We start from the raw sequence: 24,312 nt of genomic DNA on the forward strand, positions 1-24,312 counted from the left end.
AACAGTTTTCTAAAAAGTTAATACAATTTGTTTTAAAGGCTTACTAATACTGACAACTCAATTTTGAACTTCAAATGGGAGAAGACTTTGCTTCTCCTATTTGAACAAATTAGGCGAGATATACAGCTTGTGGTTACCAAAGCTTATAGACAAGGAGAATGCACATGTTGAAATATGCATTTCGTAGAATATTGGGAATGATTCCAATGTTACTCCTTACTTCCATAGTAGTGTTTTCCTTGGCAAAATTAATGCCGGGGGATTCTCTTAGTGGAGAGATTGATCCAAGAAATACAAATCCAGAATACATCGCAGAAATGCGTGAGAAATTGGGATACAATGATCCGATGCCTCAGCAGTATTTCCGTTGGATTAGTGGTTTCGTGGAGGGGGATTTTGGGAAATCAACACGATTCAAAATTGCTGTATCTGAGGTTATTGGAGAACGTCTCCCTAACACCATACTATTAGGCCTTTCAGCTATCTTAATAACCTACGTCCTTGCATTTTTTATGGGTTCATATGCAGGTCGAAAGCCGTATACCTTAATGGATAACCTAATAGGAGGATTAAACTACATAGGCTTGGCCATTCCATCCTTTATTGCAGGGGTATTCGCCATCTTTTTCTTTTCATTTAAGTTAGGCTGGTTTCCATCTAATGGCTCAGTAGACATTGGTGTTACAGATGGAACATTAGAATGGTGGCTAAGCCGTTTTCACCATGTTTTTTTACCTGCTATCGTACTTGGATTATTAAGTACAGCAAGTTATACGCAATTTTTACGTAACGATATTATTGAAAATAGCCGTAAAGATTATGTTCGTACTGCTCGTGCAAAAGGGACTCCGGAAAGTAAGATCTACAATGTTCATATTTTAAGAAACTCAATTATCCCACTTATAACCTTTTTAGGCTTTGATATTGTCGCCATTATTAGTGGTGCTATTATCACCGAGACAATTTTTACATATCCAGGTCTTGGACAATTATTCCTGCAGTCTGTCGGGACAAGAGATTATCCGGTATTAATGACATTGACCATGTTTTTCTCTTTCTTAACACTTATCGGCAATTTAGTAGCAGATGTATTATATGGTGTTGTAGATCCGAGAATTAGGCTAGATTAGGGGGAGAAAAAATGAAAGTTGTAACACAATACGAAAAAAATGTTACCGTCACACCCCCGAAAAAAAGTTTATCTCCTTTTGCCATTGCTAGAAAGAAATTTGTAAAAAATAAATTAGCAATGGTCAGCTTTATCTTTTTATTAATTGTTACTATTGTTTCGATACTAGCTCCTTTTATTACAACTGCAGATATTACTAGAATTAATATTGGTCAAATGTCGTTAGAACCATCGGGTGATCATTGGCTTGGAACGGATAAAGCCGGTCGGGATGTTTTTACAAGATTACTCTATGGGGGCCGCATATCGTTATTAGTTGGAATGAGTTGCACATTATTTGTCATTATACTTGGGACATTGATCGGCTCTATTTCAGGTTATTTTGGTGGAACAGTAGATAGTATATTAATGAGATTTACTGATTTTATCTTAAACTTTCCATTTCTAGTATTTGTAATAGTCCTTAATGCCATTCTTTTTGGAAAAGTAAATGGGTTATGGGTATTAATCGGCACCATTAGCTTGTTAAGCTGGGGGGGAATCGCCCGGATTGTCCGTAGTAAAATCCTCGCCGAAAAAGAAAATGAATATATTACGGCTGCTATTTCAATTGGTTGTTCACCAGCCAAAGTAATTATGAAACATCTATTACCAAACATTTTATCTACCATTATCGTGCAAGCAACAATTACATTTGCGACAATGATTGTCGCTGAAACAGGATTAAGTTTTCTTGGCTTTGGTGTGCCTCAGGAAATTCCAAGTTGGGGAAATATGTTGAATTCGGCAAACGAGCCGGATGTTCTCCAATTTAAGCTTTGGATATGGGTACCGCCGGCATTAATTATAACGATTACTATTTTATCGATAAACTTTATCGGAGAAGGACTAAAGGATGCTTTCAATCCAAAATCAAAAAGATAAAATCTGCCATTCATGTGGTGGATTTTTTTGTGATTCTTTTCATTCGGGAATAACCAATATCATTTACCCATATACATTAAGATATATAATAGGACAGGTTCTAAAAAAGTAGGTCAATCATTGAAATTGGAGCAAAATATATATAAAGGAATAATTTAACTAAGGTCTGCCCATACTGATTTACAAACAGTTTCTTGAAGTGAGGGGTTGTAAAATGTTGTATCTTCATGATGTATGGGTAAATTGGTTTGAAGGGGAAGAAAACGGTTATAATGTATGTCACTTTCATGAATGGCGTAAGGATGACGGGGTGGAACTGTTAGATCAGGTACCACTTATAAAAGTTGAGCCTGTTTTGTTTAAGTACATTGAAAACGATTTGTCGGAATTACCTCAACAACTACTAGATGATATTTATCAGAAAGCCTATTTAAGAAAAAACCATGAAAGAGTTCAACTTGACTATTGCTTCGTGGTAACTGATGGAATTGGGATCTTAGCAATTGATACCATTGGCTATAATATCCCGATTCGAAAAAGTCGGTTAATACCTAGACAAGAGCAATTGGTGTACGAAATGATTGCTCAACATGAGGCTACTAAATATCATTTTTATGAACATGAAAAAATGAAGGACTATCATATTCTCTCACCTGAACCAGAACTAATGAGAGGTTTAACAAGAAAAGAGCGTCAATTAAAACAACTGTTATTTATGGCTTTAGATCAATTGCTCTCATCTAGTAATGAAGCAGAAGTTAGATATTGGTATACCGAATGGTGCCCAGAGCATTATTCAACCATTCAAGAATTAAATTTTGAAGCTGCATGGGAACAATTGTTTGAGGAAACAAAGTATGGGTGGTCTAAGCGCCATGAGACATTTTGTGAAAATTTAATAAAAGGACAGCCGTTTTTTGAAAAGCTTTGGGAAATGGAGCACGGTCCGAAAGTAAATTAAAAGCCTGACCCAAAAGATATGTATTCCATATCTTTTGTGGGTCAGGCTTTTTGTTGTTATCTTTTTTTTCTACCAAGTCCCATTGCATTTTCCATTTTTTTAAGGGTTTTTGCTGCCACTAGATTTGCCTTTTGTGCACCTTCATCTAGAATCCGGTCGAGTTCTGATGATTCGAGTAAATCATAGTATTTTTCTTGAATAGGCTGAAAGAAATTTACGACGACATCTGCTAAATCGCCTTTAAAATCACCATATCCTTTCCCTTCATACATTCCTTCAATTTCTGATACTGATTTACCACCTAGGATAGAATAAATCGATAATAAGTTAGATATACCAGGTTTGTTTAATTTATCGAATTTAACAATTCCTTCTGAATCGGTGACAGCACTCTTAATTTTCTTCTCAATCTGTTTTGGGTCATCCAATGGTGTGATAATTGCCTTTTTATTTGGATCTGATTTGCTCATTTTTTTTGTTGGTTCTTGCAATGACATAATTCTAGCACCAATTTTAGGAATACTAATCTCAGGGATAGTCAACATGTCCCTGTATTTTTTATTAAATCTTTCAGCTAAATCTCGTGTTAATTCTAAATGTTGCTTTTGATCTTCACCTACAGGTACAAGATTCGTGTTATATAAGAGGATATCCGCAGCCATGAGTGGCGGGTAAGTTAAAAGACTTGCCTGCACAGCCTCTTTACCAGTAGATTTATCCTTAAATTGTGTCATTCTTTCAAGTTCTCCAATATAGGCAACACATTGCATAATCCATCCTGCCTGGGCGTGAGCAGGGACCTCTGATTGAATAAATAAAGTAGCTTTTTCTGGATCAATTCCAACTGCTAGATACAATGCCGCTAAACTTCGAATATTTTTGCGAAGTGTTATTGGATCCTGTGGAACCGTAACGGCATGCTGGTCAACGATACAAAAGAAACAATTGTATTCGTTTTGCATTTCAACAAACTGTTTTAATGCTCCGATATAGTTACCAAGTGTTATTGTTCCACTCGGCTGAATACCAGAAAAAATCGTTTTCATGATTAATTTCCTCCTAAAAATATATAAAAAAACCATTCATCCCCATAAAACTAATAGGGACGAATGGTTCCGCGGTACCACCCTAAATTACTCAATAAAGAGTCACTCAATTCCACAATCATCCACAATGACGAACGGGAGTCCTTTTAACGCAAGGAAAACGTCAAATCCTACTTTTATATGTTCAGACAGAGGCTCCAAAGTCCATTCCGTATTTATTCGTGTTTGTTTACACCAGCCACAAACTCTCTGAAACGAAGGAAAATACGTACTACTCTTTATCATAGCCTGTTAAGCAACTATACAATTGTTCTTATTATAAATGAACTGTATATTTAATTTCAAGTCCGTAAAAAATAATATAGGCAGCAGGAGATTAGCATTAGGAGAAAGTTAGCTAATCCATGAAATAGAAGGGGGGATTGATTGAATGTAATGAGCTCAGATAATGCAGGAATATCTTCGAACTTTCTATTGTTTTGCCCTCTTGAAAAAGCCAAATTAAATGATTTACCAATACCATCGTAAAAGCCAGAATTTATCGTATAAAGAAGTAAGAAAGTAAGAAGGAGCAAAGAAGAAACATAAAACGATATATCGATATAACTTAATAAAGAAAATCCTTTTTTTGAAAGTGAAGAAATTATTAGTATAAGCAACTGTGTTAGTGCCAATATTAAAAGTCTTTTCCTTAATCTGTAATTCACAGTATAACCTCCAAAACATAGATTTAATAAGGGTAGATACTTAATATTATACAAAAAAATTAGTATAAGTGTAAATTATAACACAGGAATTTGTAACCAATACGTAACGAATGTTTCAATACTGTAAATAAAATTGTAAAAAATAATGTACAATTAATTTAAAATATGTATAATAGAGAATGTAGTAATTTTTCAGAATAATAGAAAAGGGAGGTCTACTAGTGAAGAAATCAAAACTTTCACTACTTTTAGTACTATCACTAGTTCTAAGCATGTTTCTAGCAGCATGTTCAGGCGGAGACAAGAATGAAGGCAAAGGAACGAATGAAGGCAATAAAGATGCTGGCACTGAGGAAACAACTCTAGCAGATGAACAAGTTCTTAATGTTCTTGAAACTGCAGAAATTCCATCAATGGACAGCGTAATGTCCCAAGACGTATTAAGCTTCACAATGTTAAATGCTACAAACGAAGGTTTATATCGTTTAGATCCTGACCAAAAAGTTATCCCTGGCGTTGCTGAGGGTGCACCAACATACAATGATGACAAAACTGTTATCACAATTAAACTAAAACAAGATACAAAATGGTCAAACGGTGACCCGGTTACTGCTCATGATTTTGTGTTTGCATGGCAACGTGCAATTGATCCGAAAGTTGCTGCTCCATATGGCGCATACTTCATGGAAGGCAAAATTAAAAATGCATCTGAAATTGTTGCTGGTAAAGCGAAACTGGAAGATTTAGGTATTAAAGCATTAGATGATTATACTGTGGAAATCACTTTAGTGAGAGCGCTTCCATACATCGAATCTTACCTAACATTCCCATTGTTCTACCCACAAAACAAAAAGTTTGTTGAAGCTGAAGGCGCTAACTTTGCGAAAGATGCTACTCACCTACTTTACAATGGTCCATTTAAAATGACTAAGTGGGATGGCCCAACTGGAACTGAATGGGTATTAGAAAAGAATGCTGATTACGTAAATGCTAAAGACGTTACTTTAGAGAAAATCAACTTTAACGTTTCTAAAGATCCACAAGCTTCTGCAAACGCATATACTGCAGGCGAAGCTGATATCACAGGGAAGCTTGCACAAGCTGCGATTCTTTCTCAATTTGAAGGACAAAAAGATTTACTACGCTACCAAGAGCCATCTATCTGGTGGTTAAAAATGAACGAAAAGAATAAAGCATTGAAAAATGTTAACATCCGTAAAGCAATTGCTTTATCTGTTGACAAAAAAGCTTTAACAGAAGATGTATTAGCAAACGGATCTATCCCAGCTGATTTCCTTGTACCAAAAGGTTTCTCATTCTTAGATGGTAAAGATTTCCGTGATACTGCTGGAACTTACCTAAGCACTAACAAAGAAGAAGCTAAAAAGCTTTGGGAAAAAGGTCTTAAAGAAACAGGCCTTAAAGAAGTAGCATTTACTTATGTTGGTCAAGATACTGAAACTTCAAAATTAACTGACGCTTTCGTTAAGGACCAATTAGAGAAAAACTTACCTGGACTAAAAATTACTGTCGAGGCTGTACCATTCAAAATTCGTATTGCTCGTGAAGACGCTCAAGATTACGATCTATTAATGGGTGGTTGGGGACCTGACTACGCTGACCCTATGACATACATGGATCTATGGGTTACTGGCGGCGGACAAAACCACATGGATTATGGTAATCCAGAATTTGATAAGTTAATTAAATCAGCTAGTGAAGAACTTGTAGCTAAGCCACAAGATCGTTGGAAAGCTCTACAAGATGCAGAAAAAATCTTGTTAGAAGATGATGCGGCAATCGCACCACTTTACCAACGTTCAGTTAACCTGCTTATCAATCCGAAGGTTCAAGGCTTTGCGCACCATGCATTCGGTCCAGATTATAGTTACCAGTGGATTAAAATCACAAAATAGTAGCTATACTAATCAAATAGAAAGAGAGTATATTTCTTCAATATACTCTCTTTTTACCTGTATGGGAATTGTCAAAAAACGTCGAATATTTAGAAAAATATTAGGAGGTGTAGTCATGGCAAAATATATCTTACAACGAACTGGCTATATGATAATTACACTTTTAATCGTAACATCACTTACATTTTTCCTCATGAAGCTAATTCCAGGTAGCCCATTTAATAACTTCGAAAAGCTCTCAGAAGTTCAGCGCGATATTTTGCTGGATAAATATGGTTTAAATGAACCTCTGCCTGTTCAATATTTTAATTATATGAGGAATTTGGTAAAGGGTGACTTAGGAGTATCCTTTCAATTTGACAATACCCCTGTAACAGAACTTATTGCTAACCGCATTGGGCCATCTGCACAATTAGGTTTGCAAGCTATGATAGTTGGTGCAATAATTGGCATATTCTTGGGTGTAATTGCTGCCTTAAAGCAAAATACATGGATAGATTATGGGTCTACATTTATTGCTGTAGTTGGAAAATCAGTACCGTCATTTATATTTGCTGGATTGCTTCAGTTTTATATTTCTGTTAAATTGCATTGGCTTCCTGTTATGTTATGGAAAGGACCAGAATATACCATTTTGCCTACCATTGCACTAGCAATGTTTCCGATATCAATTGCGGCACGGTTTATGCGTACTGAAATGATAGAGGTATTAGGATCTGATTATATTACTTTGGCGAGAGCAAAGGGAGCAAGCCGTTGGCAAATTAGTCTAAAGCATGCACTAAGAAATGCATTAATACCTGTTGTGACTGTATTAGGACCCTTAGCTGTTAGCTTAATGACTGGTTCATTAGTTATTGAACAAATTTTTGGAATTCCAGGACTAGGGGAACAATTTGTTAAATCAATTAATATGAATGACTACCCTGTCATTATGGGAACCAATATTTTATTTGCTGTATTATTTGTTGTTGTTATCTTGATTGTTGATATTCTATATGGAATCATCGACCCACGTATTCGTATATCGGGGGGGAAAACTAAATGAGCAACAAAGACATTACAATTTCAAAGGATATGTTTGCTCCTGCCCATATTGACCCATCAAAAAGTGAAAAAATCTCCAAAAAGAGCCTGAACTTTTGGCAGGATTCATGGCTAAGAGTTCGGAAGAATAAAGGTGCGGTTGTTAGTTTAGTGATCTTAGCAATCATGCTTATTTTGGCATTTGTTGGTCCGATGATTACGCCGTATGATTTCGATACACAAAACACTAAGCATAATAACTTGCCGCCGCGTATTCAAGGTTTAGAGGATGTAGAATGGCTTCCATTTGATGGAACCTTATCCAGGAGAGACGGCACAGTATATAACGCATATGAAGTTCGGAAAATTGATGCCTATTACTGGTTTGGAACTGATAATTTAGGCCGAGACCAGTTTGCACGAATTTGGAAAGGTACACAAGTATCGTTATTTATTGCCTTCATGGCAGCATTAATTGATATGGCCATTGGAGTTGCATATGGAGCTGTATCTGGTTATTTAGGCGGAAAAATTGACGGTGTTATGCAACGTATTATAGAAGTTATTGTTGGTATTCCCAACCTGATTGTTGTTGTATTAATGATTTTGGTGTTAAAGCCAGGTATTATTCCAATCATACTTGCCTTAACTATAACCGGTTGGACAAGTATGGCCCGAGTTGTTCGAGCACAAGTGTTGAAATTTAAAGGTCAGGAATTTGTTTTGGCTGCCAAGACACTAGGTGCTTCCAATTCTTCAATTATTTTTAAACATATGATTCCGAACATGTTTGGTGTCATTATAATAAATACGATGTTTTCAATCCCAAATGCTATTTTCTTTGAAGCATTTTTGAGCTTTATTGGGTTGGGATTACAAGAACCAAATGCATCTTTAGGAACATTAGTCAATTCAGGATTTAAATCTATGATTGCATTTCCTTATCAAATGATTATTCCTTCCATTATGATAGCTATTATTATGGTTTGCTTTAACTTAGTGGCGGACGGATTACGAGATGCGTTGGATCCAAAAATGCGTGATTAGAAGGCAGGTGTATGTAAATGGAGAAAGTTTTACAAGTAAAGGATTTAAAAATATCGTTTCATACATTTTCTGGAGAAGTACAAGCGATTCGTGGTGTAAGCTTTGATTTATATAATGGTGAAACATTAGCGATCGTTGGTGAATCAGGTTCTGGAAAATCAGTTACAACAAAATCAATCATGCGGTTACTTCCTGAAAACAATTCAGAAATTAAAAGTGGTGAAATTCTTTTCGAAGGAAAAGACCTAACAAAACTTAAAGATAAAGAAATGCAAAAAATCCGTGGAAAAGATATTTCAATGATTTTCCAGGACCCAATGACTTCACTAAATCCAACAATGAAAATTGGCAACCAGATTATGGAGCCTCTTATTAAACACCAAAATATGAGCAGACACGCTGCAAAGGAAAGAGCAGTTGATTTATTAAAACTAGTTGGTATTCCAAAGGCAGAGATACGTGTAGATCAATACCCGCATCAGTTCTCCGGTGGGATGAGACAAAGGGTTGTTATCGCTATTGCCTTGGCATGTAATCCTAAAATTCTTATTGCCGATGAACCGACAACTGCTCTAGACGTTACAATTCAAGCACAAATTCTTGAATTAATGAAGGATCTACAAAAGAAAATTGATACATCGATAATATTCATAACGCATGACCTTGGGGTTGTTGCCAATGTAGCGGATCGTGTAGCAGTTATGTATGGTGGGAAAATTGTTGAAATTGGGACAGCCGATGAGATTTTCTATAATCCACAACATCCATACACATGGGGCTTAATCAGTTCAATGCCTGACATGGATACACATGACGAGGAGTTATTCTCGATTCCTGGGACACCACCTGATTTATTAGATCCTCCAAAAGGTGATGCGTTTGCACCGCGTAACCCATTTGTTATGAAAATTGATTTAGAGCAAGAGCCGCCTTTCTTTAAAGTTTCTGACACACATTATGCAGCTACATGGCTGTTACATCCTGATGCACCAAAGGTTAACCCACCTGAGGCTGTAAAAAGACGCCAAAATCAATTTGCAGGAAATGCTCCAGTAGCTACTCTAGTGAAAACGAATCAAGGTCAATTCCCTGGAAAAAAGGAGGGAAAATAAATGGCTCAGAATGAAAAATTACTTGAAATTAAAAATTTAAAGCAATATTTTAATGAAGGTAAAGTGAACGAAGTAAAAGCAGTAGATAATGTCTCTTTTGATATATTTAAAGGTGAAGTAATGGGATTAGTAGGAGAGTCTGGTTGTGGCAAATCAACAACAGGGCGCACCATAATCCGTTTATACGATGCTACTGGCGGCGAAGTATTATACGATGGAGTTAACGTTCACGGTAAAAAGTCAAAAAAACAATTAAAAGATTTTAATCGGAAAATGCAAATGATATTCCAAGATCCATATGCGTCATTAAATCCGAGATTAAAAATAGCTGATGTTATTGCCGAGGGAATTGATATCCATGGCTTGGCAAATTCAAAAAAAGATCGGATGGAGCAAGTATATGAGCTCTTAGAAACCGTTGGCTTGAATAGAGAGCATGCGAACCGCTATCCACATGAATTTAGTGGTGGTCAGCGTCAGCGAATTGGTATTGCACGTGCCCTTGCTGTTCAACCAGAATTTATCATTGCTGATGAACCTATTTCAGCGTTGGATGTTTCTATCCAAGCGCAGGTTGTTAACTTAATGAAAAAACTTCAAAAAGAGAAAAACTTAACCTATCTCTTCATTGCCCATGATCTTTCAATGGTAAAATACATTAGTGATCGTATTGGTGTTATGTATTTTGGTAAAATGGTAGAACTTGCACCTGCCGATGAACTTTATAAAAATCCACTACACCCGTACACACAATCACTATTATCAGCGATTCCTGCTCCAGATCCAATCAGTGAACGGACACGGAAACGGAAATCATATGATCCAGCTAGTCATAACTACGAGCCTAATGAATCAGTTGAATTTAGAGAGGTGACTCCTGGTCACTTTGTTCTATGCTCGGAGAAAGAGTTCAAACAATACAAAGTACAATCTAAATAAAACAAAAAAACGATCTCGCTGCGAGATCGTTTTTTTGTTTGTTCATTATTTCTTATTGCCCCCGACAGTTTTCCATCCAGTCTGGTATTTAGCACTTTCGTCGACAAATTCACTTCGATTTTTACCACCAAACACTTTTTCACCAAAACTGTTTGTAATAACACCCATTAGGGCAGTAATTCCTACAATTAGTAAAGCAACAATAGTTAAATCCAATATGTATGCTCCCATAATATTAACCCCCTTCATTATCAGCTGTTTTGAAAATTCGTAGCGCGATTTTAATATCCCTCCTTTATTGTAAAAGAACTTACCTTTTATTTAAAGAGGAATTTAAATAACTTTCGATTTGATTTTCAAAAAAATGAATGCGTTTTCATTACAAATTTTTAATTGAGAATAGAATATTGATTTATCGTTTTTTACCGTAGATAAATAAACTGTAAAAGTAGTGAAAACAATTTATTTCTTGGTGACCCTCACTTTATTACACAGTATAGACGAACATTATAGGAAGATGAATAATGATTATAAAAAAATTTCAAGATGAAATTATTAAAAAATATGAAACTTTTAGGAGAATTATTCGTCTAATATAGTGATACAAATAATTTTTGAATTGTTTTTCTTCTTACAATATTTTTTGAAAAAAAGATACCCTTTTAAGAAACAGTGGTGTATAATCAATGATATAAATTACTTATTTATAATGATTATTGAAAGATGTTTTATCTTGATTATAATAAATTGGTTTAATAATTCAATATACGGGATATATCAATAAATAGACGCAAATAAAAGAGGAGTGTGAAGATCGAATGGTTACACTATACACTTCACCAAGTTGTACATCATGTAGGAAAGCCAAATCATGGTTAGAAGAACATGAAATACCATACACAGAGAGAAATATTTTCTCCGAACCATTAACCATGGAAGAGATAAAAGAAATACTTCGAATGACTGAAGATGGTACGGATGAAATTATTTCAACAAGATCAAAGACATTTCAAAAATTAGACGTTAACTTAGATGCAATGCCGCTTCAGGATTTATTTGGATTAATAAAAGAGAATCCTGGTCTCTTGCGCAGGCCGATTATAATCGATGAAAAACGTTTACAAGTTGGATATAATGAGGATGAAATCAGACGATTCCTCCCAAGAAGAGTCAGAACGTTTCAGTTGCGCGAAGCACAGCGTATGGTTAATTAAATAAATAGGCCTTCTTTCGGAGGTCTTTTTTTGTATATAAAAATAATATCGTTGTGATTTCTATCCCACTTTGCTACAATATAATGAAAATCTTAACAAAGTTGAATAGGTATTAACACTGTTTTTTAGATTTCAGCCTTTTTTATTTCCCTTATTAGTACTTTTATCATAAAATAAAAGTACACGAGTATTTACTTTTTTACACCCTATGATAATTTTTTTGAAATTAAGTAAATGCTAAGGCAGTATCTGCTTGGGGGTATTTAGTCCCTTCAATCTGGAAAACGGAAGGGAGAGGTTTTTAATGGAGATTGAACGCATTAATGAATATACAGTGAAATTTTACATTTCATATGGAGATATAGAGGAAAGAGGCTTTGACCGTGAAGAGATTTGGTACAATCGGGAACGTAGTGAAGAACTCTTTTGGGAAATGATGGATGAAGTCCATGATGAGGAAGAATTTGTTATTGAAGGTCCTCTTTGGATTCAAGTCCAAGCACTTGATAAAGGATTAGAAGTTCTGGTAACCAAAGCACAGCTGTCAAAAGATGGAGAAAAGTTTGAACTCCCCATTCCTAATGAAAAAATAAAAGATTTTCCTGCTGATGATAAGATTGAAGATCTTTTGGATCATCATTTTAATCGAAATCATTCTGATGAGGAAGATATAATTCTTGAGGAAGAAACGTTAGAATTCCTCATTGGCTTTAATGACTTTGAGGATGTTATTAGCTTATCTAATCGTTCAGGATTGGATGATTTAGTGACAATGCTGTATCATTTTGAAGGAAAATACTATTTATATATTGAATTTCCTGAAGACTTATTTGCAGAAGATGAAATTGACGATATATTAAGTATTTTGCTTGAGTACGGTTTTGAAACACAACTTACCATTCATCGTATTCAAGAATATGGTAAAGAAATAATTTCTGGAAATGTTTTTACTGAATTACGAAAACATTTTCGCTAATTAATGTACCGATTTCAATATTGAAATCGGTATTTTTAACATTAACTGTTTCCTGAAAAAACTCAGGTAGGTGAGGGCACTGAAAAACACAGTAAGGGTTATTATATTTTTGGCGGTATTATCCGTACTATTGTTTTTCTTTAAGGATCAATTAGCAAGTGGGATCTTTGGATTCCTAAGTGTTTTGGTTACACTGTCAGTTATTTTTATTGGCTTTGTTATTTTCCTTGAGAACCGCCACCCAACTCAAACGATCACCTGGTTAGTAGTTCTAGGTAGCTTTCCTTTGGTTGGTTTTATTTTTTACCTCCTTTTTGGCCGAAATTATCGGAAAGAGAAGATGTTTAGGAAGAAATATTTCTTAGATAAACAAGCGTTTTTGACAGTTGAAGGTGAGGATGATCCAAGAAGTGATGAAAAGCTTAGCTTAATGGGGGAACACCAAGGTAAATTATTCAATTTGGCTCAAAAACTGGGGAATAGTCCAATTTCCTTTGATACCTCCACAAAAATCTTAACAAATGGAGAAGAAACATTTCACCATATCTTAGAACAACTAAAAAAAGCTAGGCATCATATCCATCTTGAATATTATATTGTTCGTCACGACCATATTGGTCAAGAAATTAAAAATATTCTTATTGAAAAGGCCCATCAAGGTGTAAAGATTCGTTTCTTATATGACGCAGTGGGTTCATGGCAGTTGTCCAAGTCTTATATAAACGACCTAAGAAATGCCGGGATCGAAATGGTGATTTTCGGGCCAGTAAAACTGCCTTTTTTAAATAATAAATTTAATTTCCGTAATCATCGTAAAATGATCATAATAGATGGGACGATTGGATTTGTTGGCGGGCTCAATATTGGGGATGAATATTTAGGAAGAGATAAGAACATTGGTTTTTGGCGTGACACGCATTTAATGCTTCGTGGGGAAGCTGTTCGAACACTTCAGCTAATTTTTTTACAAGACTGGTATTATATGACTAATCACAGTTTCCTAACAGCCGAATACTTATCACCCCAAAATGATAATGAAAATCACGGTGGTGTTCAACTCATCGCTGGAGGGCCTGATAACGAATGGAGTGTTATCAAAAATATCTTTTTCTCAATGATTGCAAGCGCGGAAAAATCAGTTTGGATTGCTTCACCGTATTTTATTCCAGATGAAGATATCTTTTCAGCAATAAAAGTTGCAGCCTTAAGTGGTATAGACGTACGGCTCCTTGTACCCAATAAACCAGATAAACGGATCGTCTTTCATGCATCAAGATCTTATTTCCCAGAGCTTTTAGAAGCAGGCGTTAAGGTATATGAATACCAACGGGGCTTTATGCACAGTAAGATTGTTATCGTTGATCATGAACTAGCCTCGATTGGAACATCCAATATGGATATGAGAAGCTTCCATTTGAATTTTGAGGTAAATGCATTCTTATTCCGTACTAAAAGTACCCAGAAGCTAGTTGATGAATATATTAATGACCTTGAATATTCTAAACAGCTGGATAAAACAATTTTTCATGAAAGACATCTGGGTTTAAGAGTACTTGAATCAACAGCTCGGTTACTATCTCCCTTGCTCTAAAAACCTTGATGAAAAACTCGCCAATTGGCGAGTTTTTTTTGTTATTCAAAGGAATTAATGATAATTATAGCGAATTATGATAGATGAAGGAGGCGAGAAATAATTGTTAACAGCACAAACAAAAATTGGTGAAAAAATCTGTCTAGGGCTTGATTACAAAAAAGACACTCTTTTGGCCCTCCGTAGCAAAGAAGAATTTTTTTGCCCTATTTGTGGGGAAAGTGTTTTGCTTAAGTTAGGAGATCAGAGGATTTTTCATTTTGCCCATAAGCAGGGGGGAGCTTGCCGTGATTTTTATGAGAGCGAATCGAATTACCACATGGAGGGAAAACGTCAACTCTATCAGTGGCTGATAAGACAAAAGATTCCTTCCGTTTTAGAGTACTATGATAGGGATATTCAACAGCGACCTGATATCATGTTTAATTATAATGGAAAGAAATACGCGTTAGAGTATCAATGCTCAACCATTCCAGAGAGCATTTTTATTAAGCGGACGAATTCATATCTTCAGAAAGGGTACATACCACTATGGATTCTTTCTAGCAACAAAATACGCATTAAAAAGAGGAATATCGTTGCATTGTCAAACTTTCAGTACTTATTTTTACGGACCACTACTTCTGGAAAGTTCTATATTCCATCATATTGCCCCGAAAAACAGCAATTTCATATGGTTGAATCAATCACTCCCTATTCCACAAAAAATGCCTTCGCCAATCATTCCTTTTATCCTATAAAAAAAATAGACTTACGTGATTTATTGGAACCCAAGACGGGCAATCAGTTTAATCTATCAAGCTGGAATAGTGAAAATGAAAAATTTAATCTAAATTGGGCTCTTCATCCAGGGAATCAGCATAAATCATTTTTTCATGAAATATATAACAAAAATCTTAATCTTTTCTTATTACCGCCAGAAATTGGTCTTCCCGTCCATCACTCACTACTTCTCCAAACACCACCGATCATTTGGCAAACGTATTTTTTTATAGATATAATCGCCGACAAAAGCCCGGATGATTTAATATCCCTACATGAAATTAACTGCAATTTAAATAAGAGAATTAAGAAAAAAGAAATCGTTGTAAGAAATTTATCACTGCTTGAAAAAGTTAATCCGTTTTTAGCTATTTTCGATTACCTTTTACTGTTAGAGCAATTGGGTATGATATCAAGAAAAGGAGATACTAGTTACCAATTGATACGGAAGATATCGATTCCAAAGTCCAATCGAGAAAGAGAGGAAGCGAAGCTGATATTTTTTCAAAAATACCAGCGAATCCTTTTAAATAAATAAATGAAAATATGTATAAGGGCATACTATATAAAAGTGTAAATAGTTTCCTAGCTGCCAATTGTGAAAAGGAGTTTGAAAAGATAAGGAGAATATAATGTAATGATCATTTCTTTACGTAGGGCGAATAAAAGAATGGAGGATGAAGGATGGCAAATGAAACTGCAGTAAAATCGCTGCCAGCACGAAGTGAAATTTCTGAGCAAGATACATGGAAATTAGAAGATATTTTTTCGAGTGACCAGGAATGGGAAAAAGAGTTTCAAGAGGTAAAAGCTCAAATCCCGGGGATTAAAGAATTCGAAGGAAAATTAGGGGAAAGTGCAGAGACACTGTATCAAGCTCTTCAGTTCCAAGACAAGCTGTTAGAACGAATTGGAAAGCTTTATACATATTCACATATGCGCTATGACCAAGACACGACGAACTCTTTTTATCAGGGCTTGGATGACAGAATGAAAAATCTGTATTCACAAGCATCCAGCCAGTTGGCTTATATTGTTCCAGAAGTTCTCTCTCTAGACGAGAGCAAAGTAACTAGCTTCTTAAATGAGAAATCAGAACTAAAATTATATGAGCATGCTCTAGCTGAAATTAATTTGCAAAGACCGCATGTCCTAACAGCGGAGCAGGAAGCATTGCTAGCTGAAGCGAGTGAAGTGATGGATGCTTCTAGCAATACGTTTGGAATGTTAAACAATGCGGACCTTCAATTTCCATCTATCAAAGATGAAAATGGCGAAGAAGTAGAAATTACTCATGGCCGTTATATTCGCTTTTTAGAAAGCTCAGATCCAAGGGTAAGACACGATGCGTTTAAAGCTGTATATAAAACGTATGGTGAATTTAAAAATACATTTTCAAGTACATTAAGTGGAAATGTGAAGAAAGATAATTTTAATGCACGAGTAAGAAAATATGATTCAGCTAGACACTCAGCCCTTTCCGCAAACAATATACCGGAGAGTGTTTATGATAACCTTGTAAATACTGTTACCGATAATCTTCATTTATTACGTCGCTATGTGAAGCTTCGTAAAAAAGTGCTTGGGCTTGATGAGCTTCATATGTACGATTTATTTACTCCGCTTGTGAAGGATGTAAAAATGGAAATCAAATACGATGAGGCTAAGGATTTAGTCATTAAAGGGTTAGCCCCATTAGGCGAGGAATATTCGAAAATATTAACAGAGGGCTTTGAAAATCGCTGGGTTGATGTGCATGAAAATAAAGGAAAGCGGAGTGGGGCTTATTCTTCAGGAGCATACGGTACACATCCGTATATTCTGATGAACTGGCAGGATAATGTAAATAATTTATTTACACTTGCCCATGAATTTGGCCATTCTGTTCACAGTTACTATACACGGAAATCACAACCATATCCTTACGGTAACTATTCTATTTTCGTTGCTGAAGTGGCTTCAACCTGCAATGAAGCACTTCTAAATGACTACTTATTAAAAACAATTGATGATGAACAAAAACGAATATACTTACTCAATCATTATTTAGAAGGCTTTAGAGGCACCGTGTTCCGTCAAACCATGTTTGCGGAATTTGAACACATGATCCATCAAAAGGCACAAAATAACGAGGCATTAACAGCGGATGCATTAACGGAAAGCTATTACGAATTGAATAAAAAATATTTCGGTGATGAGGATATTGTGATTGATGAGGAAATCGGATTAGAATGGGCGAGAATTCCTCATTTTTATTACAATTATTATGTTTACCAGTATGCAACTGGTTTTAGTGCAGCCACTGCATTAAGCAAGCAAATTTTAGAAGAGGGCGAGCCAGCAGTCAAAAGATACATTGACTTTCTAAGTTCGGGAAGTTCAGATTATCCTATCGAAGTGCTGAAAAAAGCCGGTGTAGATATGACAAGTGCAGAGCCAATCAAAAATGCTTGTAAGGTATTTGAAGAGAAATTGAATGAATTAGAACAATTGTTATCAAAAGCATAAATAAAGGGGATGGTGCCTATTGGCATCCATCCCTTTTAAAATCCTCTAAATCGTTTTCTGTCATTAAGATAAAAAATGAAAATAAAAATGGATACAAACAATATTGGTGTACTAAGCAATAGAGGGAAGATCTTTAATAATGCGAGTATTTGGAGGAAAAAGCCAAACAAAATAAACAGTACCATAATAATGAAAGGGAATTTTCTCATCGAACATGGCCACCCTTTTAAAAAGTAGTTTTCATTCTTCGTACTATTATGTCTATTGTCCATTCCATGAAATTATGATTTTTGACAATTATGTGAAATAAAGCACAAACTTATTGTCAATATCATTTACCCCATGCTATATTATATACGTGAAGTTGATCACAACAAACATATACCCCTTTGTTTGAACCGTGAAAAATTTCTCCCATCCCCTTTGTTCGTATAATAGAAAAATGCCTTGCAGTATAAAAGCTGCAAGGCATTTTCGTTTTTTTCATAGGATCTGTTAAACGAGGCTGTTGATTTCAGCTCCAATCAACTTAGCCTATAAAACCAACAATAACCCTTTAACATGGCCTTAAATTAAAAAATGCCGTTTGCAAACGACATTTTCTATTCTTCGATATATCTCCAAAAGGTTCCATATTTAGCGGGGATTTGTTCGACTACTTGCTTTAATAGTAGTTTCTTCATCTCCCGTTCAATTTGCGAAATAGACATATTATAAACAACAGCAATTTCCTTTGAGGCAACAAATTTAAAAAATTTCATAAACGTTTCTAACGGAGGCGGGGGAGATTGCACTGGCTTTTCAGAGAGCATTTCCTCTAAAATTTGGACATATACCTCATATGGATAAGAACCAGTTATCTTAATTCCTTCATCCTCTACATTTTCATTGAAAAATACTAACGTAGGAATTTCTTGTACATCCATTTCAGATGTGATCTTCAAATCACATTGGAAGGCTTTCGCAGCACTTTCGGAATGGATATCATACATGAATTCCTCCACATCTAAACCTAAACTCTTAGCGCAATCCTTTAACACTTCAAGATTAGAAACATTTAGTTTTTCTAAAAACAAGCCCTCTTGTATTCTTCGCAGGAAACGAAGACCAGCACGTCTCCCTTGCAATTCAGCTGCTTTTAGAGCTATGGAAACTGTAAAAGGAGAATCGACGGGATTCTCTAACCATAGGCTTCCATCACATGACATTCCTGACCTGCTAGCAGTCTTTTCCCAAACTTGAGCGAGATTCTCAAATTTCTTTTTCTTACTCAAATTTAAATCAGCTAATCGACCACTCAAAATATGCTTAATTGAAAAATAACGGCCATATTCGATTTGAAGCTTCTTTAAAATGGGCTCTAATGCCCAACATTCCGGGCATAATGGGTCAATAAACATATAAATCTCAATTGGCTTTTTCTCATTTCCGCCACATTGTTGCTTGGAGCGAGAAGATCTTGAACTATTCACTATCTTCACCTAATACCTCACCATCAGGCGTGTTAATCATGTGTTGGGCAGTAAGATGAAGTCTTGAATAAAATTCGTCCCTTATTGGACCATTTAAGCCAATTTTGTCCATTGCTTGAGTCATGCAAGATAACCATGCTTTCGCACGTGTTGGAGTAACTGGAAATGGCAAATGGCGAGCACGCATCATTGGATGGCCATGTTCTTCTGTATACAATGCAGGGCCGCCTAAATATTGAGTTAAGAATTGCTTTTGTTTACGAGCAATTTCTGTAAATTGATTTGGGAATATTGGAGCAAGATCAGGATGTTGTGCAACAAGTCCATAAAAAGTGTCCACAAGATGGTGTAATGTATCTTCACCAATGGATTCAAATGGTGAAAGCTTTCTCTCAATCATGTTGACAACTCCTTTAAAGTATTATGTAGATTTATTTTAACAATGCCTATTTCATATCTCAAATTAATTGCTTTGAAAATGTGAATTTGTCACTCTGAACACATTATTAATGTGTACCAAGTGAGCAATTCTTAATAGGAGAATGAGGCAGTAGTATGTTGGAAAAAACTCCAAATTGAAACTTCCCTTTAGCTAATTTAAAGAATTTAATCACGTTTTGTTTGTTGGTATTTTTTGTTATAGAAACGGCGAATTTTATTTTCTGTTTTTCGTGTAGGAATCTTAAATTGTTTAAGAAATTCAAGAAAATTTTTTTCTCCAACCTGATAGTTTTCAACCTCATATTCTAATTCATAATCCTCTTCACTTAGATAAATACTATGGTCCAATACCAGTAAGCCTTGTTTGTAATTGAATTCTACTCGCTCCGTAATTAATGATCCAAAATATTCAATAGTTGAAAAAGAAATTTGGTAGTCTTCGATAAGACGCTGAATGATCCCTGTTGGAAGTCTCCCATGGTGAATTGCGGTAGAGGCTTCTTCTTCCCCTATTATCTGATTTGTCTCTAGCAGCCCTACAGATGCCGGCTGTTTTAAGGTCATTTCGTAGGCCCCTCCCTTTTTACGAATTCTTAGTGCAGAGTCTTTACTTTTTAAAGCAAAATCAGGTGTATCAAAGTAGTGGTTTTCTTGTGAAAATAATTGGTTTTTGTCTATCTTGAAATACTTAAGGAGGCTTTCATATTCTATTCTTGTTAGCATATTTTTAAATTCGATTTCAATATTTTGCGTCATGCCGAACTTCCTTTCAACTGAGTGTTTTCTTTATTATCTCACGTCCAACTTAAACATCAATCCTTGGGAGAAATGGATGAATTATGCTAAAATAGGTAGGTAGACAATGGAGGTAAAGAGATGAAGAAAAATATTGCAATCCTAAAGGCATACATAAATGAAGATAAACTATTGTTAGAAACAAATGAGCCAATTCTGGAATTGGTTCCTGGGGAACAGATTCTTGTAGACTCTGCCCAATACTCTTTCATTTACTTAATGGAAGATAAAAATGATTATACATATATCGTTTTACATGAACAAATCTGGCCGCTTTTAAAAAATGCCAAGGAAAAAAAGTTGCCTGTCTGGGTCACCTTTAATGATGAGCAAAAAGAACTAATAAATTTTCATGAGGAATTTGATTATCTCTTAACAAATATTAAAGGTAATAGTAATTATGGAAAAGAATTGGTTACAAAAGTAGAGTGTATTTTCTTAACATAATTTGTTTTGAGGTGAAATCATGAAGCATTGGGACCAATTTTTAGCTCCATATAAACAGGCTGTTGCAGAATTAAAAGTAAAATTAAAGGGGATGAGAGGTCAATTTGAACTCGATGCTACTCATTCACCGATTGAATTTGTGACGGGAAGAGTTAAACCAATCGCAAGTATTCTTGACAAAGCGAATCAGAAAGGAATACCACTAGAAAGATTGGAAGAAGAAATGCAGGATATTGCAGGTATGCGTATTATGTGTCAGTTTGTTGATGACATTCATACGGTTGTCGATTTATTGCGAAACCGGAATGATTTTGAAATCGTAGAGGATAGAGATTATATTTCCCATAAAAAGACAAGCGGGTACCGGTCCTATCATGTTGTCATAAGCTACCCCGTTCAAACGATACATGGGGAAAAGAAAATCTTAGCGGAAATTCAAATACGAACTTTGGCAATGAATTTTTGGGCGACAATTGAACATACGCTTAGCTATAAGTATAAAGGTGTTTTTCCAAGTGATATTCAAATGCGTTTGCAAAGAGCAGCTGAAGCGGCATTTCGGTTAGATGAGGAGATGTCATTGATTCGTGGTGAAATTCAGGATGCTCAGGCCTTTTTTACAAGAAAGAAAGAATTAAAACAAGAAGAAAAGGATTAATTGTCATAACCGTCTTTTGAAAAGCCATTCAAGTCACAAGGAGCAAAAATACTATGAAATTTGCGATAACATCAAAAGGAGATCAAAAATCAAATATTTTAATGCACAAAATGAGGACCTATTTACTTGATTTTGATCTTGTGTACGATGAGGACCAACCAGATATAGTTGTTTCAATTGGTGGTGACGGGACACTCCTTTATGCCTTTCATCGCTATAGCAGCCGTTTGGATAAAACAGCCTTTGTAGGAATTCACACAGGCCATCTCGGCTTTTATGCAGATTGGATCCCAGATGAAATTGAAAAGCTAGTGATTGCGATTGCTAAAACACCCTATCAAGTCGTGGAATACCCATTGTTAGAAGTGATTATCCGTTACTCACATGCAGGGAAGGAATCAAGGTATCTTGCCTTAAATGAGTCAACTGTAAAAAGTGTCGAGGGGACACTCGTCATGGATGTGGAAATCCGCGGACAGCATTTCGAGCGGTTCCGTGGGGACGGCTTATGCGTTTCAACACCATCGGGTAGTACCGCCTATAATAAGGCACTTGGCGGGGCGATTATCCATCCGTCGATTTCTGCCCTCCAAGTGGCTGAGATGGCATCGATAAATAACAAAGTCTTTAGAACAATAGGCTCGCCGCTTATTCTCCCTGAACACCATACATGTATGCTTAAACCGGTGAATCGGTCTGATTTTCAAGTGACCATCGACCATCTGACCTTGCTTCATAAGGATGTAAAATCAATCCAATTTAGGGTGCCAGAAGAAAAAATCCGCTTTGCCCGTTTCCGGCCGTTTCCTTTTTGGAAAAGAGTTCATGATTCCTTTATTTCAGATTGACGAGAAGGGGCCATTATAATGACTTCCCCGTTTCAAATGAAGTGGAAAATTAGTGAAAGCGATAGTGGAAAACTTTTAAGAGAATTTTTAAAGAAGGAAGAAATTTCCAGAACGGCCTTAACGGATATTAAGTTCAAGGGCGGCAGTATCCAAGTAAATGGAGAAGAAGTAAATGTTCGATACAGGTTGGCATTTGGGGATGAAGTAATGGTTATTTTCCCCATGGAGAGTCCTAGCGAGGGACTAAAGGGCGAAGAAATCCCGTTAACGATTTTATATGAAGATAAGTATTTGTTGGTTGTCAATAAACCCGCAGGAATGAATACGATTCCGTCTCGAGAACACCCCGTACACAGCTTGGCAAATGCCCTTGTAGGCTATTATCAGCGCAGTGGGCTGCAGGCTACAACCCACATAGTAACTCGGCTTGACAGGGATACTTCAGGGATTGTTCTAATTGCTAAGCATCGCCATGTCCATCACTTGTTCAGTTTGATGCAACGGGGTGGGCAGGTGAAAAGGACATATGAAGCTTTTGCTGGAGGCTGGATTTCACTAGATAGTGGCACGATTACAGCGCCCATTGGCCGCAAAGAGGACAGCATTATTGAGCGGGAAGTTCGTGCGGATGGTCAATATGCCTGCACTCATTATCAAGTGATCGAGAAACATATTGCATTTACCTATTTGGAGCTCACACTTGAAACCGGACGAACCCATCAAATTAGAGTCCATATGTCTTATTTAAACCATCCTTTGCTTGGTGACGATTTGTATGGGGGAGATCTAACATTAATTGCTAGGCAGGCTCTTCATTGTAAAAGAATAAAATTTATTCATCCGTTTTCAGGAGAGGAAATGATTTTTACTGCACCATTACCGAGGGATATGAGTGAAATTTTAGAGGCTGACTCGCTTTTATAGGAGGCAGCCTTTTTAATTTGAGCTTGCGTGCGATCCCGCTTTTTCAATTTCAATCAAATTGCTTAAACTTTTCCTCTACATATGGCATAGTAGATTTAATCGAAACCAATTCCATTTCAGGATATCTTAAGGCGGTTAGGTTTCCTCCGAAGACTGCCCCAGTATCAATATTATAGGTATTATTGATGATTCTTGGCTCATTCACAGGAGTATGTCCGTAAACGATACATGCTTCACCGTGATACTCTTTGGCCCAATCTCTTCTAATCGGTGAACCGTCAGGGTGTTTTTTACCTGTTATATCGCCGTAAAGGACAAATTCTTTGACCTTAGTATGCGATTGTCCGATAAATTCCTCCTTAATCCCTGCATGGGCAATAACAAGCTTTTTGTTGTCTATTACTAAATATAATGGAGCCCTTTCATAAAGTTCGGTGAATTTTTTTCGAATGGATTGCTGCTCTTTTTTATATAATGATTCATATTCGGCAACTGTTGTTTCTAACCCGTGGGCAATCTGAACTTTGTTGCCAAGGAAGAAACGGTATAACTTATTACAATGATTCCCTGGTGTGTAATAGCCTGTTTTTTCTTTAATGACTAACTGCCATACAATTTCGATTACGTTAAGTGAAGCAGGTCCCCGGTCTGTTAAATCACCGAGAAATCCCAGCACTCTATTATTGGGATGTCTCGGGATACCGTTCTCCCATTTATAACCAAGTGAAATGGTCAGTTCCTTTAATTCCGTTAAACACCCATGAATATCACCGATTATATCAATTTTCATAAATTCAACTCCCTTATATCGATATTTTTTGCCTTAGAGTTAGTTTTTATAAAAAGGATTCTAATCTAAAACTTTTTTG

General features: G+C 36.0%; 23 protein-coding genes and 1 other annotated feature. Of the genes, 17 read left to right on the top strand and 6 right to left on the bottom strand.

The window, feature by feature from the left end; genetic code table 11:
• Window positions 1-164 precede the first annotated feature (164 nt).
• The 3 genes from opp4B to COE25_RS12455 all read left to right on the top strand — a co-directional run bounded on the left by opp4B (window position 165) and on the right by COE25_RS12455 (window position 3,014).
• A complete protein-coding gene (gene opp4B / locus COE25_RS12445) occupies window positions 165-1,130 on the top strand; it encodes an oligopeptide ABC transporter permease (RefSeq protein WP_088086069.1) in 966 nt (321 codons plus the stop codon).
• An 11-nt stretch (window positions 1,131-1,141) separates the two neighbouring features.
• Complete coding sequence (gene opp4C, locus COE25_RS12450) at window positions 1,142-2,053, top strand: oligopeptide ABC transporter permease (RefSeq protein ID WP_088086070.1); 912 nt, start codon at window positions 1,142-1,144, stop codon at window positions 2,051-2,053.
• A gap of 214 nt (window positions 2,054-2,267) precedes the next feature.
• Window positions 2,268-3,014 carry a YjbA family protein gene (locus COE25_RS12455; RefSeq protein ID WP_088086071.1) on the top strand — a complete coding sequence of 249 codons (747 nt, stop codon included), beginning with the start codon at window positions 2,268-2,270 and terminating at the stop codon, window positions 3,012-3,014.
• A gap of 56 nt (window positions 3,015-3,070) precedes the next feature.
• On the opposite strand, the gene trpS is transcribed toward COE25_RS12455, so the two are convergent.
• Window positions 3,071-4,063, bottom strand: a complete 993-nt coding sequence (gene trpS / locus COE25_RS12460) for a tryptophan--tRNA ligase (RefSeq protein ID WP_098932894.1) — start codon at window positions 4,061-4,063, stop codon at window positions 3,071-3,073.
• A gap of 49 nt (window positions 4,064-4,112) precedes the next feature.
• Window positions 4,113-4,354, bottom strand: a binding site (T-box leader).
• A 634-nt stretch (window positions 4,355-4,988) separates the two neighbouring features.
• Between trpS and COE25_RS12470 the strand changes: the two genes are divergently transcribed.
• The 5 genes from COE25_RS12470 (at window position 4,989) to COE25_RS12490 (ending at window position 10,807) form a co-directional block, all read left to right on the top strand.
• Window positions 4,989-6,683, top strand: a complete 1,695-nt coding sequence (locus COE25_RS12470; protein ID WP_098932871.1) for a peptide ABC transporter substrate-binding protein — start codon at window positions 4,989-4,991, stop codon at window positions 6,681-6,683.
• Window positions 6,684-6,798: 115 nt separating this feature from the next.
• Window positions 6,799-7,731, top strand: a complete 933-nt coding sequence (opp3b, locus tag COE25_RS12475; protein WP_088086074.1) for an oligopeptide ABC transporter permease — start codon at window positions 6,799-6,801, stop codon at window positions 7,729-7,731.
• Window positions 7,728-8,756 (top strand): oligopeptide ABC transporter permease, encoded by a 1,029-nt coding sequence (opp3C, locus tag COE25_RS12480; RefSeq protein WP_098932872.1) that lies wholly within the window; start codon window positions 7,728-7,730, stop codon window positions 8,754-8,756. The genes opp3b and opp3C overlap by 4 nt, the downstream gene beginning before the upstream one ends.
• Window positions 8,757-8,773: 17 nt before the next feature.
• Window positions 8,774-9,868, top strand: coding sequence for an ABC transporter ATP-binding protein (locus COE25_RS12485; RefSeq protein ID WP_098932873.1), 1,095 nt, complete (start codon window positions 8,774-8,776; stop codon window positions 9,866-9,868).
• Window positions 9,869-10,807 carry an ABC transporter ATP-binding protein gene (locus COE25_RS12490; protein ID WP_088086077.1) on the top strand — a complete coding sequence of 313 codons (939 nt, stop codon included), beginning with the start codon at window positions 9,869-9,871 and terminating at the stop codon, window positions 10,805-10,807.
• Window positions 10,808-10,852: 45 nt separating this feature from the next.
• Here COE25_RS12490 and COE25_RS12495 read toward each other — a convergent pair whose 3' ends face one another.
• Entirely contained in the window at window positions 10,853-11,038 is a 186-nt protein-coding gene (locus COE25_RS12495) for a hypothetical protein (protein ID WP_088086078.1), read from the bottom strand.
• A 587-nt stretch (window positions 11,039-11,625) separates the two neighbouring features.
• Here COE25_RS12495 and spxA point away from each other — a divergent pair.
• From spxA to pepF, 5 genes are all read left to right on the top strand, one after another.
• Window positions 11,626-12,021, top strand: a complete 396-nt coding sequence (gene spxA / locus COE25_RS12500; protein WP_026566143.1) for a transcriptional regulator SpxA — start codon at window positions 11,626-11,628, stop codon at window positions 12,019-12,021.
• Window positions 12,022-12,325: 304 nt separating this feature from the next.
• Entirely contained in the window at window positions 12,326-12,997 is a 672-nt protein-coding gene (mecA, locus tag COE25_RS12505; protein ID WP_088086079.1) for an adaptor protein MecA, read from the top strand.
• Window positions 12,998-13,076: 79 nt separating this feature from the next.
• Window positions 13,077-14,588 (top strand): cardiolipin synthase, encoded by a 1,512-nt coding sequence (gene cls / locus COE25_RS12510; RefSeq protein ID WP_088090336.1) that lies wholly within the window; start codon window positions 13,077-13,079, stop codon window positions 14,586-14,588.
• Window positions 14,589-14,691: 103 nt separating this feature from the next.
• The gene (locus COE25_RS12515) at window positions 14,692-15,888 is read left to right on the top strand and encodes a competence protein CoiA (protein ID WP_098932874.1); all 1,197 of its coding nucleotides are present in this window, start codon (window positions 14,692-14,694) and stop codon (window positions 15,886-15,888) included.
• Window positions 15,889-16,034: 146 nt separating this feature from the next.
• Window positions 16,035-17,858 carry an oligoendopeptidase F gene (pepF, locus tag COE25_RS12520; protein WP_088086081.1) on the top strand — a complete coding sequence of 608 codons (1,824 nt, stop codon included), beginning with the start codon at window positions 16,035-16,037 and terminating at the stop codon, window positions 17,856-17,858.
• Between the two features lie 602 nt (window positions 17,859-18,460).
• Here the strand turns inward: pepF and COE25_RS12525 are convergent.
• The 3 genes from COE25_RS12525 to COE25_RS12535 all read right to left on the bottom strand — a co-directional run bounded on the left by COE25_RS12525 (window position 18,461) and on the right by COE25_RS12535 (window position 20,527).
• Window positions 18,461-19,330, bottom strand: coding sequence for a ClpXP adapter SpxH family protein (locus tag COE25_RS12525; protein ID WP_256942279.1), 870 nt, complete (start codon window positions 19,328-19,330; stop codon window positions 18,461-18,463).
• The gene (locus tag COE25_RS12530; protein ID WP_098932875.1) at window positions 19,323-19,730 is read right to left on the bottom strand and encodes a globin domain-containing protein; all 408 of its coding nucleotides are present in this window, start codon (window positions 19,728-19,730) and stop codon (window positions 19,323-19,325) included. The genes COE25_RS12525 and COE25_RS12530 overlap by 8 nt, the downstream gene beginning before the upstream one ends.
• A gap of 206 nt (window positions 19,731-19,936) precedes the next feature.
• Complete coding sequence (locus COE25_RS12535) at window positions 19,937-20,527, bottom strand: CYTH domain-containing protein (protein WP_098932876.1); 591 nt, start codon at window positions 20,525-20,527, stop codon at window positions 19,937-19,939.
• A gap of 120 nt (window positions 20,528-20,647) precedes the next feature.
• Between COE25_RS12535 and COE25_RS12540 the strand changes: the two genes are divergently transcribed.
• From COE25_RS12540 to COE25_RS12555, 4 genes are read left to right on the top strand one after another with little or no spacing between them, the layout of a single operon-like run.
• Window positions 20,648-21,013 (top strand): UPF0738 family protein, encoded by a 366-nt coding sequence (locus COE25_RS12540; protein ID WP_098932877.1) that lies wholly within the window; start codon window positions 20,648-20,650, stop codon window positions 21,011-21,013.
• Window positions 21,014-21,032: 19 nt separating this feature from the next.
• Window positions 21,033-21,671, top strand: a complete 639-nt coding sequence (gene yjbM / locus COE25_RS12545; protein WP_098932878.1) for a GTP diphosphokinase — start codon at window positions 21,033-21,035, stop codon at window positions 21,669-21,671.
• Between the two features lie 53 nt (window positions 21,672-21,724).
• Entirely contained in the window at window positions 21,725-22,519 is a 795-nt protein-coding gene (locus COE25_RS12550) for an NAD kinase (RefSeq protein ID WP_088086086.1), read from the top strand.
• 18 nt (window positions 22,520-22,537) lie between these two features.
• On the top strand, window positions 22,538-23,443 hold the full coding sequence (locus COE25_RS12555; protein ID WP_088086087.1) for an RluA family pseudouridine synthase: 906 nt from the start codon (window positions 22,538-22,540) through the stop codon (window positions 23,441-23,443).
• A gap of 49 nt (window positions 23,444-23,492) precedes the next feature.
• Here the strand turns inward: COE25_RS12555 and prpE are convergent, their stop codons facing one another.
• Complete coding sequence (gene prpE / locus COE25_RS12560) at window positions 23,493-24,233, bottom strand: bis(5'-nucleosyl)-tetraphosphatase PrpE (RefSeq protein ID WP_088086088.1); 741 nt, start codon at window positions 24,231-24,233, stop codon at window positions 23,493-23,495.
• Window positions 24,234-24,312: the final 79 nt, after the last annotated feature.

The organism is Bacillus sp. AFS031507 (genome assembly GCF_002584635.1).
Taxonomy (GTDB): domain Bacteria; phylum Bacillota; class Bacilli; order Bacillales; family Cytobacillaceae; genus Neobacillus.